Source organism: Ruminococcus sp. zg-924, from assembly GCF_024433635.1.
GTDB lineage: Bacteria > Bacillota > Clostridia > Oscillospirales > Acutalibacteraceae > UBA7067.
The window spans coordinates 102,294-117,027 of sequence record NZ_WNJZ01000004.1; the positions used below are offsets into that span (position 1 = coordinate 102,294).

Genomic DNA, 14,734 nt, shown 5'->3' on the forward strand with positions numbered 1-14,734 from the left:
GTCAAGGTAAAGTGCGGCTTTAAACGGGATTTAGGCATTATTCACAGTAATATGCAGATTTTCAGAAAAAATAAGCCTTTATTTATGTAAGCTGAATGCCGCCGATGTAGGACGGCTACGGCTTTCTTTATATACAATATAATACAGTGGGCTGTGTGAGTAAAAGGGCGAAGGCTGTCAGCTGCAATAATCCTCAAGCAGCCGCTTCAGCTCACGCTCGTTTGCGGCATATACGCCTATTTTCAGCTGCTGCTTGTCAAAATCGGGCAGCGAATCAATAGCGGTATCTGTTATATCAAGGGGTGTTTCCTTGCCGTTTTCAAATACCGCCACCCTACCGTAAAACTCTTTTACAATATATTCACAGGCTTTACTCGGTTCGGTTTCAAAAATGCGTGGCTTCGCCTGCGGAGTGCCGGGGGTAAGAGAGGAGATTACGCCGATAATTGAAAGGAAGGCTATAGTTAATACAAGGCAAAATACTAAACGTCTGCTCATTAAAACACGTCCTAAAATTCATATATATTTATTGTTTATGCTTTTTTAAGGATTATGCTTTAAAAAACGGGCGAAAATATATGCTGTAAATAAGCTTACGGAACTATTTGCACGAAGAGAGGCAGAATTTTATGAAAAAAACGTAAATAATCAATTAAAAGAGAAAAATGTGCAAAAAAAGCATTTCATTTTTTTTAATTTAGTGGTATAATCCAAAATAGGTTTTTGTACTCAAATGAGGTCTGCTGTTTTATATGAGGCAGGGAACATATAGATTTTATGAAATGCGGATTTTAAAATAACAAGGAGGTAAAGCTTGTGAGGAAAACCGATATAAGTAAATTTACCGATGATTCTCCGCAGGACAACTCGGCGATAATAGAAAAAAGTTTGCCCAGACGGTGTCTATCAACAATATGGAAGATTTTCTCAACGGTTCTGTTGATACTAATTATTTCGTTTGTGGTTGTAGGAATTTCAGTTGGAATTTATCTGCTACAGCTTGCAAATCAGCCAACCGGTATAGATTTGCACGCCTCAAAGCTTAATCTGACCAGCATTATTTATGTTTACGATGATAATAACGAGCCGGTTGAGTATGACCGCCTGCACAGCAGTGAGAACAGAATCTGGGTTGACTTAAAGGATATACCGCAGTATATGAAGGACGCTCAGGTTGCCATAGAGGACAAGCGTTTTTATGAGCACAATGGTGTTGACTGGACAAGAACTGCGGGCGCTGTGCTTAGTCTTGCGGGAGGCGACAGCTACGGCGGCTCAACGCTGACCCAGCAGCTCATAAAAAATATTACGAACGATAACGAGGTAAGCATAACAAGAAAGCTCAACGAAATTTTTAGAGCCTTAAACCTTGAACGTGAGTACACCAAGGATGAGATTCTGGAGGCTTACCTTAATATAGTAAACTACGGTGCGGGCTGCAACGGCGTTCAGTCGGCGGCAAACCTGTATTTTGCAAAGAATATAAGCGATTGCTCAATTGCTCAGTGTGCGGCAATTGCAGGAATTACTCAGAACCCTTCTGCTTATGACCCTCTTGAATATCCTGAGGCAAACCAAAAGCGCCGTGAAACGGTTATCAGAGCAATGTATGACCAGGAGATGATAACCAAGGAAGAGTACGATGAGGCAATGAAGGAATCCAAAAATATGAAGTTTGTGGGCAACTACAACAACCCGATGCTTGAGCAGGAAGAGGAAGAGGAAGAGAATAAGAGCAGCGTCAGAAACTGGTATGAGGACGCCCTGCTCAAGGACTTAACGGTTGACCTTGCTCAGGCTCTCAACATCAGTGAGGAAAGTGCGTCTTCAAAGATTTACACAGAGGGTCTTAAGATATACTGTGCAATGGACGAGGATATGCAGGATTTTGCCGAGCAGTATGTTCTTGATATGGATACGCCGAGTGACCCGAATTTGCAGACAGGTATTGTGATGATGGGCTTCGACGGCAGAATTATTGCAACAGTAGGCAGCCGTGAAAAGAAAACGCAGGACCTTGTTTGGGACAGAACGGTTGACTCAACGCTCCAGCCGGGTTCTTCAATTAAGCCCGTTATCCCTTACCCGATGGCAATTGAGGAGGGCTTATACAACTTCTCCTCATATGTAAAGGATGAGCCGATTGAAAAATGGGACAAGGACGAAAACGGCAACTGGAAACCGGGTCCTAACAACTCTGACGGCACTTACCACCACGACATTCTTCTGCCGGAGGCTATCGAGCGTTCTTTGAACGCAGCCGCAGTGCAGACAATGAATTTAATAGGCACAAAGTCGGCTTATAACCAAGCTATTAACAAGATGGGCTTTAGAAACCTGTCGTCTGAGGACGCTCAAAATTTGGGCGCTCTGTCAATCGGCGGTATGAACGGCGGCGTTACTGTAAGAGAGATGGTTGCCTCGTATGCTTATATGGGCAACGGAGGAAAGTATTACACTCCTTACACATATTATTATGTAACAGACCAGAACGACAATATTATTATAGATAACCGTGACGCTATGCCGACCAAGGCTTATTCGGAGGAAACGGCTACAATTATGAACCGCCTGCTCCATTACAATGTTGTTTATAATAACCCTTCTCATACTGCCGCTTATATAGCCAGAATAGGAAGCTGGGATATTATAGGCAAGACAGGTACAACCGACTGGGCAATAGACCACTGGTTTATTGGTATGTCGCCGTACTGCGTGCTTGGCAGCTGGACCGGTTTTGACAGTCCGGCTTCTATTCAGGGCAACGGCTATGCCGAGCAAACCTTCCATGACCTTATGGCACATTATCTTGCGGATAAAGAATATAAGGAATACGAGCTGTCCGACAATGTTACACCGATTGCCTATTGCGAAAGCACCGGCAAGCTTGCTTCAAGCTACTGCTACAATACAAAAATCGGTTATTATACAGAGGATAACAGACCGGAATACTGCAGTGGCTATCACGGATATTCTTCAAACTACTGGAACTCTTCATCTTCGAGCAGCGAAAGCTCAAGCAGTGAAAGCTCAGACTATTACACTGAGCCTGAAAACGACTGGACTGATTACGGCGGAGAAAGCAGCGAATATCAGACCGATACTTATGTCGATGTCGGAGTAGATGATAATCCGTCATCGCAGACAAGCGTTCCTGCCGATGAATAGTGCGTATGCATTGTGATTTGAGCTTGGTAGAATAAAATTTTTTAAGAGGTGTACAGATGATTAATATAGCAATTATGGGTTACGGCACAGTAGGATCGGGTGTAGCAGAGATTATTGTTACTCACAAGGAGAGCCTCGCAAAGCGTGCCAAGGAAGAGATAAACATAAAATATATTCTTGATATAAGAGAATTTCCGGGCGACCCGCTTGAGGAAAAGTTTACAAAGGACTTTAACGATATTATTAACGATGACGAGGTTAAGGTTGTTGTTGAGGTTATGGGCGGACTTCGCCCTGCTTACGATTTCGTTAAGCAGTGCCTTGAAAAGGGCAAGAGCGTTGTAACCTCAAACAAGGAGCTTGTTGCCGCTAAGGGAGCAGAGCTTTTGCAGATTGCGCAGGATAATAATGTGAATTTCCTGTTTGAAGCGAGCGTAGGCGGCGGTATTCCTATTATTCGCCCAATGAGCCAGTGCCTTGCCGCAAACGAGGTTGTTGAGGTTGCAGGAATACTCAACGGTACAACAAACTTCATTTTAACAAAAATGATAAGAGAGCAGATGTCTTTTGAGGACGCACTTTCACTTGCACAGAGGCTCGGCTATGCAGAGAAAGACCCAACAGCGGATGTTGAGGGCCTTGACGCTGTAAGAAAAATTTGTATTCTCGCTTCGCTTGCATACGGCAAGCACGTTTACCCTGACAACATACATACAGAGGGCATATCAAAAATCACTCTTGCCGATGTTGCTTATGCTTCGGCTTGGGGCGGAGTTATCAAGCTTATTGGCAGCGTAAAGAAGCTTGATGACGGCAGAATTGATATATTTGTTGCTCCGATGATTCTTGAAAGCAGCAGCCAGCTTGCCGGTGTTGACGATGTATTTAACGGAATTATGGTAAGAGGCGATTCAACAGGTGATGTTGTTTTCTACGGCAAGGGCGCAGGCAAGATGCCGACTGCAAGCGCAGTTGTTGCAGATGTTATCGACTGCATCAAGCACCTTAAGGCGAGAAAATATCTGTATTGGGCGGATAGCGAAAACGAATATGTACTCCCATATGACGAGAGCGTATGCTCAATGTACTTAAGAGTTTCTTATGCAGCCGGCACTGACATTAAGTCTACTGCAAAGGCTGCCTTAGGTGAGGTAAGCTTCATCACAAGTCAGGGCAGTGCTGAAAACGAGGCGGCGTTTATCACAAAGCCAATGACAGTTAAGAAGTTTAACGAGCTTGCCGATAAGCTTGTTAAGAACGGCATTGTGATTGAGTCGAGAATTCGTATGGGTGATGATTTGTAATTATGATTAGAATTCAAGTTCCGGCAACAAGCGCAAACTTAGGCTCGGGTTTTGACAGCCTCGGCGTTGCGCTTACGCTATACAATCAGGTTTGGATGGAGGAAAGCGATGTTATTGACATATCGTCAAAGGACAGCGTTAAGGTTCCGACAGACGAAAACAACCTGATTTACTGGTCTGCTCAGAGGCTTTATGAGGAGTGCGGCAAAAAGCTGCCAGGATTAAGAATAATTCAGGAAAACAATATACCGATGACAAGGGGGCTGGGCAGCAGCTCGGCTTGCATTGTGGCAGGCCTTGTCGGCGCAAACCGCTTTTTGGGCAATCCGCTGTCAACCAACGACCTTGAAACCCTCGCCGTTGCAATAGAGGGTCACCCCGACAATACAACGCCGTGTATTACAGGCGGCCTTGTTACCTCGGCTATGGACGGCGGCAGGATTTACAGTGTAACAGTTCCTGTTGCCAACAACATCCGCTTTGCGGTGTTTGTTCCTCCGTTTGAGCTTAAGACGGAAAAGGCGAGAGGTGCGCTGCCGGACAGCTACTCAAGGCAGGACGCAGTTTTTAATCTGTCACGCTCAGCGCTGATGACATCAGCTCTCTTTTCAGGCAGCCTTGAGAATCTTCGTGTAGCCGTACAGGACAGGTTGCATCAGCCGTACCGTAAGGGATTTATTGAGGGCTATGACACTGTTTTCCGTATAAGCTATGAACTTGGCTCTTACGGAACCTGCATAAGCGGCGCAGGTCCGTCTATAATTGCCATAGTTGACGAGGAGGGCGCTGCTACCTTTGAAAAGCATGCAATAGCTTCTCTTGAGGAGAAGGGGATATGCGGCTGGCATCTTTTGACTCTTTTGCCGGAAAGCAACGGTGCAAGAATATTTATTGAATAATTCAAATTTGCACTTGACATTTTACATAAAAGCTATTAAAATCTTTTAAGGACGCTCTTCCGAAAGGGGAGAGCAAGAGGGAAAAATATTGGAGGAATACCAATGGGCCTTATAGTACAGAAGTTTGGCGGTACATCTGTTGCTGACGCACAGAGAGTTATGAATGTCGCCAAAATTGTTACCGACACCTATAAAAACGGCAACAATGTTGTGGTTGTTGTTTCGGCGCAGGGTGACACAACGGACGATTTGATTGAAAAGGCAAATGAGATTAACCCAAATGCTACTAACCGTGAGAAGGATATGCTTCTTGCAGCCGGTGAGCAGATTTCGATTTCTCTTTTGGCTATGGCTATTCAGAAGCTCGGCTATCCGGTAGTTTCGCTTCTTGGCTGGCAGGCAGGTTTCCAGACAACTGCTATGCATACAAATGCAAGAATCAGAAGAATAGCTGCTGAAAGACTTAAGGGCGAGCTTGACAGAAGAAACATTGTTGTTGTGGCAGGTTTCCAGGGCATCAGCCAGTATGGCGATGTTACAACACTTGGCAGAGGCGGCTCTGACACAAGCGCAGTTGCAATTGCCTGTGCGCTTCACGCTGACCTTTGTCAGATATACACAGACGTTGAGGGTGTTTACACAGCAGACCCGAGAAAGGTTAAAAACGCAAAGAAGCTTAATGAGATTTCATATGATGAAATGCTTGAGCTTGCAACACTGGGCGCTCAGGTGCTTCACAACCGCAGTGTTGAAATGGCTAAAAAATATAATCTTGAGCTTGAGGTGCTTTCAAGCCTGACTTGTGCACCGGGTACAATCGTTAAGGAGACGGCTAAAATGGAAAAAATGTTGATAAGCGGTGTTGCTAAGGATACAAACGTTGCAAGAATTTCTGTTACCAATATTCCTGACAGACCCGGTCTTGCATTCAAAATGTTCTCAAAGCTTTCTGCAAAGGATATTAATGTTGATATTATTCTTCAATCTATCGGCAGAGATAATACAAAGGACATTACCTTTACTGTTGCTAAGGAGAAGGGCCAGCAGGCTGTTTCAATCTTAGGGGACTACTCGGCAGCAATTGGTGCCGGCGAGGTTCTTTATGATGAGAACGTAGCAAAGATTTCAATTGTTGGCGCAGGTATGGAAACTCACGCCGGCGTTGCATCAAAGATGTTTGAGGCTCTTTATGACAACCAAATTAACATTCAGATGATTTCAACAAGCGAGATTAAGGTTTCTGTTCTTATCAATGCTGATGATGCAGACAGAGCAGTAAGCGCAATTCACGCAAAGTTCTTTGATGCTGAATAAAATTTAAATTAAAAATAAGCCGAAGAATAATCTTCGGCTTAATATATCCGGGTGTAGCGCAGTTTGGTAGCGCGCTTGAATGGGGTTCAAGAGGCCGCAGGTTCGACTCCTGTCACTCGGACCACGAAAACACCTCTTTTGTCTATGGACAAAAGAGGTGTTTTTTCTAACTAAGAGTTCTTCGCGCTTAAGGGACTTGAGGGAGGATAATTACTTAAAGCAAGTTGATGTTGCAGAAATTATGGAATACAATAAACAGTTTATTCAAGATATGAGAGGGGATTTCAGACAATACCCGTTGAACATTTGGTAAAGCCTGCTGATTATTATAATGTATCTTTGGATTGTATATTAGGGCGAGAATAACAATTACAATTTATCCATATTCCATAAAAACAAAAACCCGGTTAAATCAAGAGCTGTTGCCTTGACTCAACCGGGAACGATTTTATTATAGATTTTTATTCTTATATTGACTTAATAATATCCTTATACTTCCTGTCCGGCTCCTGCCTTTTTATTGCTATGTTCGTGCCGATTAAATACAAAACCGGCAGGGTGAACGAAAATGCGGCACGGTAAATAATCTGAGCAATAATCATCTCAATATCGTCATTGAAGGAAATTGTGCTTAATAAATCCGCAACGAGAGTTACGGAGTTGAGAATAATCATAACAACACCGAGCTTACGGCATTTTATGAGGTTGCTCTGCATTATACCGCGAATCGCAGCGTAAAGCGACACAGGAGCTAACACTGCGCCAAAAGCAAGAGAAATACCTATCATTACTGCGCTAAAGTCCACACCAAGGTTTACGTCGCCGACTATTATCGCAATAGCGCTGAAAAAAACTATAAGCAAAGTTGCTAAAATACTCAATGCGCTCGCTACAATCAATATTATGCCGGTAACAAAAAGGAGCTTGCTTTTATTTTGTGCATTAGCCGTCAGTGCATTTTTTGGTAAATTACTGTCCATAACAGATACTTCCTTAACTCTAATATACTACTACTATGCTAACATATTATTTTTAGTCCGTCAATCCCGGATGAAGGTTTAAAACGGAAGGGTCATCGTGTTGAAGATAATAACAGAAATGCTGCCGCAGACAAAGCCTAAAAGCATACCCACGACAACGTCGGTCAGATAATGAACCCTGAGATATAATCTTGAAATAGCTATCATAGCTGCAATAAAAAATACAAGAAATGACAGCGGCCAGCAACGAAAAAGTGTAACCGCAAAAACCGCAAACGATGAGGTTGTGTGTCCTGACGGAAAGGAATAATACTTTGGCCGTTTCACAACAAGTTGATCATCCTCAAGTTTATGGCAAGGCCGCACCCTTCTTACAATATGCTTAATTATAATTTCTCCGGCAAGATGAGCAATGGCAAGGCCGACAATAATGTTTGCACCGAAAAATCGCCACGGTGCATAAATCAGAAGAGGTATGCACATTGTAAACCAAACAATGCCCTTTTCCCCTATTTTAGAGAAGAAGGTCATAATCTTATTTCTTCTCGGTGTGTGCATTTTGCCCATCCAGCTTAGGACTATATCATCAAAGAACTGAACACGCTCTATCATAAAACTACTCCTATACTCTGAGTTAGCTTTATTATAGCACAGTAATATACATTTGTCACCGAAAATTTAATTAAATCATTACATTTACAATGTGGGAAATTCCCGGTATGCTTTCACCCTGCTGAGATGAGGTAGGCGACATCAGCGCACCGGTTGCGGCGAGTATAACATTTTTAAGCCGTCCTTCTTCAATAGATTTCAAAATACATGAGCAAAATACCGACGCAGCACAGCCGCAGCCGCTTCCGCCTGCATGAACGTCCTGCCCATCACGGTCGAATATCAGCAATCCGCAGTCGTTGTGATTTTGAGAGATATCCATGCCCTCCTTAAGCATTAGCTCACACAGTAGGCTTGAGCCTACCTCACCGAGGTCGCCGGTTAGAATTAAATCGTAGTCTGATGGCTTTGTTTCGGTGTCAAGCAAAAATTCGGATATGCTCTGTGCCGCTGCCGGAGCCATAGCCGCACCCATATTATTTGCATCCTTTATGCCGAGGTCAACCATCTTACCAATGTGAACAGCGTTTACAAACGGCTTGCCCGCTACTCTTTTACCCACTATTGCACAGCCGCCGCCGGTGACTGTGCGCTGTGCTGTTGGTGTGCGTTGACCTCCGTATTCAAGCGGAAAACGGAACTGCCGCTCTGCCGAGCAGAAGTGCGAAGCTGTTACAGCTGCCGCCATGTCTGCAATTCCGCAGTTTACAAAAAGCGAGCTTAAAAGCAGCGACTGAGCCATTGTTGAGCAGGCTCCGTACTGACCGAGGTACGGCACATTGAATTCAAGCAAACCGAAGCTTGAAGAAATGCACTGGTTTAACAGGTCGCCTGAGAACATAACGTCAATGTCCTGCGGATGAAGCTGTCCGTTTTCGAGCGCTTCCAAAAATGCCTGCTGCTGAAAAAAGCTCTCTGACTTTTCCCAAGTGTCCTGTCCGGCGGTTGAATCGTAATATATTTTGTCAAAAAAGTCTTTAAGAGGACCTTCACCCTCTGTTTTGCCGACAACCGACCCTCGGCTGATTATTGACGGGCGGTTATTAAGGGTAAAGGTACTTCTTCCGTGCCTGCTTATCATATTATCACCTGCAAATCTTTTGTTTTATTTTTTGCAGTCAGGCGGATAATATACACAAAAGCAGAAAATAAGCAAATATTTAACCTGCCGTAAGACCGATTAAATTTGCTGTAAGTAAAATTTAATTGCAATATTGTGAATTTGATTACATTACAATTAACCATTCAATACAACGTATTTATAACAGTATTTTGATACAAAAAGAGGCTGTTTTTTACAGCCCCTTAGTGATTTTTTTAGTTTTTACTTCAAAGCGGTGATTGCTGCTTCAATCATAGCAATCTTTTCACGCTCTCTTGCCGCCTGACCCTTAACGGTTTCAACAACCTTTGCAGGCGCTTTTGAGATAAAACCCTGATTGTTTAGCTTACCCTCAGACTGAGCGAGCATTTTTTTTGTTGTTGCAAGCTCTTTGTTGAGTCTTGCAAGCTCTGCCTCTTTGTCAACAAGCTCCTCCATCGGGATATATATTTTAGCGTCGGCAGTAACTATTGTAACTGCGCCGTCAATCTCAAATGCACTGCCGATTTCAACCTCACTTGCAGATGCAAGCTTGATTATGAACGCTTTGCCGCTTTCAAACACAGACTGCTTTTCTGTTGCAATGTAAACCTTAGCTTTTCGTGAAGGCGGAACATTCATCTCGCTTCTTCTTGTGCGTATGCTGCGGATAGCCTCCATAACGGTTTCCATCTGTGCGCTTGCTTCTTCAAAGCAGAGGCTTTCATCAAATATCGGATACTGCTCAAGCATAATTGTGCGGCTGTCCTCGCTGTGCGGAAGAGTTTGCCATATCTCCTCGGTGATGTACGGCATAAACGGGTGTAAAAGCTTAAGGGCTTTGTCGAGAACCCATACGAGAACCTGTCTTGCGTTCTGCGCCGAATCGCTCTGCAGGCGAGCCTTTGCAAGCTCAATGTACCAGTCGCAGTAGCAGTCCCAGATGAAATCGTAAACCTTTTGAACGGCAATGCCAAGCTCAAAATTCTTGATGTTTTCGTTAACCTCTTTTGCTGTGTTGTTGAGTGTATTTAAAATCCACTTGTCCTCGGCTTCAAGCTTTTCGGGCAGCTCATTTAAAACGTCATAATCGTCAATATTCATGTGAACAAAGCGTGATGCATTCCAGAGCTTGTTTGCAAAGTTGCGGCAAGCTTCAACCTTTTTGTCGCTGAAGCGCATATCGTTGCCGGGTGAGTTGCCTGTTGCAAGCATAAGTCTGAGTGCGTCTGCGCCGTATTCGTCAATAATTTTAAGCGGGTCAATGCCGTTGCCAAGTGATTTTGACATTTTCCTGCCCTGCTCGTCACGAACAAGACCGTGAATCAAAACAGTGTTGAAAGGAGCCTTGCCTGTTTGCTCAATGCCTGAGAACATCATTCTCATAACCCAGAACGGAATAATATCGTAGCCTGTAACGAGAGTGTTTGTGGGGTAATAATGCTCAAGCTCCGCTGTGTTTTTTGGCCAGCCGAGTGTCGAGAACGGCCAGAGAGCTGAGCTGAACCATGTGTCAAGCGTGTCGGGGTCTTGCTTTATGTTTGTGCTGTGGCACTTACAGCACTCGTGGGGAGTATCCTTTGAAACGGTGATTTCACCGCAGTCGGCGCAGTACCACGCAGGAATTCTGTGACCCCACCAAAGCTGTCTTGAGATGCACCAGTCACGGATGTTGTTCAACCAGTGGAAATATACCTTTTCAAAGCGCTGCGGAACAAACTTTGTTTCTCCGTTTTCAACCGCCTTGATAGCCGGACCTGCAAGCGGCTTCATCTTAACAAACCACTGCTTTGAAACTCTCGGCTCAACTGTTGTGCCGCAGCGGTAGCAGGTGCCAACGTTATGGCTGTAATCCTCTATCTTTACAAGAGCGCCCTCTGCCTTTAAATCTTCAACAATGGCTTTTCTTGCTTCATATCTGTCCATACCGGCATACTTTGGGTAATCCTCGGTGATTTTGGCGTCAGGGGTCATAACAGTTATAACCTCAAGGTTATGGCGCAGACCCACCTCAAAGTCGTTGGGGTCATGGGCAGGCGTGATTTTAACAACACCTGTTCCAAAATCCGGCTCAACGTAGGTATCGGCAACAATCGGTATTTCACGGCCTACAATCGGCAGAATTACCGTCTTGCCTACCATATCCTTGTATCTTTCGTCGTCCGGATGAACTGCAACGGCTGTATCGCCGAGGAGTGTTTCCGGCCTGGTTGTTGCAAGATAAATATATCCGCTGCCGTCTGTCAGCTTGTAGCGCAGATGCCAGAAGTGACCTGATTGCTCTTCGTACTCGACCTCAGCGTCGGATATTGAGGTAAGGCAGTGAGGACACCAGTTTATCATTCTTTCGCCTCGGTAGATAAGTCCCTTTTCATAAAGGGATACAAATACCTCTTTAACAGCGTCAGAGCAGCCCTCGTCCATAGTAAAGCGCTCTCTGTCCCAGTCGCAGGAGCTTCCGAGCTTTTTAAGCTGCTGTGTTATTCTGCCGCCATACTGTTCCTTCCATGCCCACGCTCTTTCAAGAAAGCCGTCACGTCCGAGGTCGTCCTTGGTAATGCCCTCTTTCTTCATAGCTTCAACAATCTTTGCCTCTGTTGCAATTGATGCGTGGTCGGTGCCGGGCACCCAAAGTGTGTCATAACCGGACATTCTGTGGTAGCGGATAAGAATATCCTGCAAGGTGTTGTCAAGTGCGTGACCCATATGGAGCTGACCCGTAATGTTTGGTGGCGGCATCACTATTGTGTACGGCTTTTTATCCTTATCAAGCTTTGCGTGAAAAAACTTTCCGTCAAGCCAAAAATCATAGATTTTGTCCTCAACCTCCTTGGGGTTGTAGGCTTTTGCAAGTTCCTTTGCCATTGTACTTCTTCCTTTCGGTAAAATGCTGATTTACGAAAATTTTGTCAATCTATATTATCACATTTTAACGCAGTTTTGTCAATGCTAAGGAGGTGGCTGCCGATAATTCCAACTCAGATCTGATTCGGAAATTTAAATATTACCAAAATAAATATTGAGTTGAACTTGATTTTGTGATATAATATATCATAATAATCTGCGTATTTCGACGGTTGCAGTCCAAATACAACGATTTTTGACAAAGGAATTGATTTATATGGCAGATAGAGAATCACAGAACAAAAGAAGTGAAAAAGAGCCAAAGAAAGACCGCCGCAATATGGGTATTAAAAGCTCGAGGTACAGAACAGGCAAGGAGCCGCCGTATCCGGGACGCAGTAATGCTCGTGGCAGACGTGAATACTACCGCAAGAAAGAGGCTCAGAGAAAGAAAAGAGCCAAGAAGCGTGCGGCAGTATTTTTCACGGTGCTTGCTATACTGGCAACAGTTGCCATTGTTGCCGTATTTATATTCAGAGGGTGCAGTGCTCAAAACAGTCGGGGTGAAAAAACGGAAACCATAGCCGAAACTCAGCCGGCTACAATTGCTCCATATACTCCGGTGACAAAGGAGCTGCCAGAGCTTGAGGATAGCGGCGAGGACGGATACACAGACGGCGGACTGTATATACGCAATTCGGCAGGTTATGACATATTTAAGGGCGATGAAAAATCTGCGCTTATATATTCGGGAGCTATTGCTGAGTTCAGGAAGACCCTTGGTGACGATATAAACGTTTATAATATGGTTGTGCCTAATCACACAGCCTACGGTTTGCCCGACAGCGTTTTGGATGATATTGGCACAAACGCTCAGCGTGACAACACAACAGTGATTTACAGCAACTACGGTGAGATGGTAATACCCGTTGATGTGTTTAATGAGATTGGTGAAAAACGCAACGATTATATTTTCTATAACACCGACAACCGCTGGACAAGCCTTGGTGCTTATCAGGCGTACACCGCCTTTGCGAAGGTGGCGGGACTTGAGCCGCTGGACTTGGCTTCGCTTAAAAAGCATACCATAAAGGATTACCTTGGCTCTTACGTTGCTTCTACGGACAACGAGGATTTAAAGTCTAATCCGGATACGATTAGTTACTATGATATTCCGGGAAAATACAAATGTACGGTTATTGAGAGAAATGCCGACGGAACGATATCGCCTGAAGCTAAGAGTACTGAAATGTATAAAACTGAGTTTGACGAGGACGAGGATAAGCTTGATGTGTTTATCCACGGTGATAATCCTCTGTTTGTTGTTGATAATGAAGATAAGAACGACGGAAATAAGCTTCTTGTTGTTAAAGACACCTTTGGCAGTGCTATTGTGCCTTTTTTGGCGTCAGGCTATGACGAGGTACACGTTATAGATTTCAGATACTACGACGGCAGTGTTAAGGACTACTGCAACAAAAAGGGAATAAAGAACGTACTGTTTTTAAACGGAATAATGTCTGCGAACAGTGCGGCGCAGGTTAACAAAATGAAGGAGCTTTTCAGTTAAAATACAAAAGCTTACATTATATATATAGTCACAGCATGGACTGATGGTACAAAGGGGGTGTTTTAATGCTGGGGATGAACGCCGATACAACGCTTTATGGCTGTTTAAGCGAGCGAGGTTTGTATTCGGGTTATATAAGCGTCAGCAGTATGAAGAACACTCCGGTTTACATTGTGTCGAGCACAAGACCGGCAGAGAGCTTTTACGGCAGAGTAATTGCTATGCTGCAAGTGAAAAACGAAAACAGACTTATAGTTGCGCCGCAGGGACAGATTTTTTATCAATCTAAGCTTGCCGAGGTTTTGCAGCAAAGCGGCAGGTTCCCTGACGGGGCACACCTAAGCTGTTTATATGAAAAATCCTGTGGCGCGGTTGTTTTTCACAGGGGAAGGGACGGAATCAGGCTTTTGCTTGTAAGAAACTGCAACGGAAAATACTGGTCGTTCCCTAAAGGGCATATGGAGGTTGGTGAAAACGAACATCAGACGGCTCTTAGAGAGGTATATGAGGAAACGGGACTTCAGGTGAAAATTTATCGAGGTTTCCGTCAGGTCAGCGACTATTCGCCGTTTGGAAATATACAGAAGCGTGTGGTGTTCTTTTTGGCTGAGACCGAGAGTGACCATGTTAAAATTCAGCGCAGCGAGATAGAGAGCTATATTTGGGTAAGTTTTGAACAGGCAAAGCATATGTGCAGCTACCAAAATGATTTGAGAATTATTGAATCGGCGCAAAGGGCGATTCAGGCGCATGACCGGCACTGAAATCAACGGACAGGTAAGAATATCTTAATTTGTAAAATTTAATATTTATACATCGGTCTTGGATAAGGTGTTGTATTTTTATGGGATTATACATAAATATACATAAATATACAAATTTTGCAGAGAATAATAATGATAATAAAATTTAGCAGAGGAAATTTAAAAAAGCTCTGACGATACATAAACTCTGGTAAAATT

Annotated in this window: 11 protein-coding genes and 1 tRNA gene; 7 read left to right on the forward strand and 5 right to left on the reverse strand. The window is 44.0% G+C overall.

All coding sequences use genetic code 11. From position 1 onward, the window contains the following. Positions 1-177 precede the first annotated feature (177 nt). On the reverse strand, positions 178-498 hold the full coding sequence (locus GMA13_RS03120) for a hypothetical protein (RefSeq protein WP_255882882.1): 321 nt from the start codon (positions 496-498) through the stop codon (positions 178-180). A 318-nt stretch (positions 499-816) separates the two neighbouring features. Here GMA13_RS03120 and GMA13_RS03125 point away from each other — a divergent pair, with 318 nt between their 5' ends. The 5 genes from GMA13_RS03125 (at position 817) to GMA13_RS03145 (ending at position 6,809) form a co-directional block, all read left to right on the forward strand. Further along, positions 817-3,168, forward strand: a complete 2,352-nt coding sequence (locus GMA13_RS03125) for a transglycosylase domain-containing protein (RefSeq protein WP_255882883.1) — start codon at positions 817-819, stop codon at positions 3,166-3,168. Between the two features lie 56 nt (positions 3,169-3,224). Then, entirely contained in the window at positions 3,225-4,472 is a 1,248-nt protein-coding gene (locus GMA13_RS03130; RefSeq protein WP_255882884.1) for a homoserine dehydrogenase, read from the forward strand. Positions 4,473-4,474: 2 nt separating this feature from the next. Beyond that, complete coding sequence (gene thrB / locus GMA13_RS03135) at positions 4,475-5,371, forward strand: homoserine kinase (RefSeq protein WP_255882885.1); 897 nt, start codon at positions 4,475-4,477, stop codon at positions 5,369-5,371. Positions 5,372-5,473: 102 nt separating this feature from the next. Continuing rightward, positions 5,474-6,685, forward strand: a complete 1,212-nt coding sequence (locus GMA13_RS03140) for an aspartate kinase (protein ID WP_255882886.1) — start codon at positions 5,474-5,476, stop codon at positions 6,683-6,685. Positions 6,686-6,732: 47 nt separating this feature from the next. Next, a tRNA-Pro gene (locus GMA13_RS03145) sits at positions 6,733-6,809 on the forward strand. A 343-nt stretch (positions 6,810-7,152) separates the two neighbouring features. On the opposite strand, the gene GMA13_RS03150 is transcribed toward GMA13_RS03145, so the two are convergent. The 4 genes from GMA13_RS03150 to GMA13_RS03165 form a co-directional block, all read right to left on the reverse strand. Next, positions 7,153-7,665 carry a hypothetical protein gene (locus tag GMA13_RS03150; protein WP_255882887.1) on the reverse strand — a complete coding sequence of 171 codons (513 nt, stop codon included), beginning with the start codon at positions 7,663-7,665 and terminating at the stop codon, positions 7,153-7,155. Positions 7,666-7,743: 78 nt separating this feature from the next. After that, on the reverse strand, positions 7,744-8,277 hold the full coding sequence (locus GMA13_RS03155) for a phosphatase PAP2 family protein (RefSeq protein WP_255882888.1): 534 nt from the start codon (positions 8,275-8,277) through the stop codon (positions 7,744-7,746). 70 nt (positions 8,278-8,347) lie between these two features. Continuing rightward, entirely contained in the window at positions 8,348-9,358 is a 1,011-nt protein-coding gene (locus tag GMA13_RS03160) for a stage V sporulation protein AD (protein WP_255882889.1), read from the reverse strand. 243 nt (positions 9,359-9,601) lie between these two features. Further along, a complete protein-coding gene (locus GMA13_RS03165; RefSeq protein ID WP_255882890.1) occupies positions 9,602-12,223 on the reverse strand; it encodes a valine--tRNA ligase in 2,622 nt (873 codons plus the stop codon). A 256-nt stretch (positions 12,224-12,479) separates the two neighbouring features. Between GMA13_RS03165 and GMA13_RS03170 the strand changes: the two genes are divergently transcribed. Together GMA13_RS03170 and GMA13_RS03175 are read left to right on the forward strand one after the other, a co-directional pair. Then, positions 12,480-13,772 carry a DHHW family protein gene (locus tag GMA13_RS03170; RefSeq protein WP_255882891.1) on the forward strand — a complete coding sequence of 431 codons (1,293 nt, stop codon included), beginning with the start codon at positions 12,480-12,482 and terminating at the stop codon, positions 13,770-13,772. A gap of 65 nt (positions 13,773-13,837) precedes the next feature. After that, positions 13,838-14,536 (forward strand): bis(5'-nucleosyl)-tetraphosphatase, encoded by a 699-nt coding sequence (locus GMA13_RS03175; RefSeq protein ID WP_255882892.1) that lies wholly within the window; start codon positions 13,838-13,840, stop codon positions 14,534-14,536. Positions 14,537-14,734: the final 198 nt, after the last annotated feature.

Excerpts from the sequence above, each read along its gene's own strand:
- GMA13_RS03160 (WP_255882889.1), bottom strand. The coding sequence starts at position 9,358 with ATGATAAGCAGGCACGGAAGAAGTACCTTTACCCTTAATAACCGCCCG.
- GMA13_RS03170 (WP_255882891.1), top strand. The coding sequence starts at position 12,480 with ATGGCAGATAGAGAATCACAGAACAAAAGAAGTGAAAAAGAGCCAAAG.
- GMA13_RS03175 (WP_255882892.1), top strand. The coding sequence starts at position 13,838 with ATGCTGGGGATGAACGCCGATACAACGCTTTATGGCTGTTTAAGCGAG.
- GMA13_RS03150 (WP_255882887.1), bottom strand. The coding sequence starts at position 7,665 with ATGGACAGTAATTTACCAAAAAATGCACTGACGGCTAATGCACAAAAT.
- GMA13_RS03165 (WP_255882890.1), bottom strand. The coding sequence starts at position 12,223 with ATGGCAAAGGAACTTGCAAAAGCCTACAACCCCAAGGAGGTTGAGGAC.
- thrB (WP_255882885.1), top strand. The coding sequence starts at position 4,475 with ATGATTAGAATTCAAGTTCCGGCAACAAGCGCAAACTTAGGCTCGGGT.
- GMA13_RS03155 (WP_255882888.1), bottom strand. The coding sequence starts at position 8,277 with ATGATAGAGCGTGTTCAGTTCTTTGATGATATAGTCCTAAGCTGGATG.
- GMA13_RS03130 (WP_255882884.1), top strand. The coding sequence starts at position 3,225 with ATGATTAATATAGCAATTATGGGTTACGGCACAGTAGGATCGGGTGTA.
- GMA13_RS03120 (WP_255882882.1), bottom strand. The coding sequence starts at position 498 with ATGAGCAGACGTTTAGTATTTTGCCTTGTATTAACTATAGCCTTCCTT.
- GMA13_RS03140 (WP_255882886.1), top strand. The coding sequence starts at position 5,474 with ATGGGCCTTATAGTACAGAAGTTTGGCGGTACATCTGTTGCTGACGCA.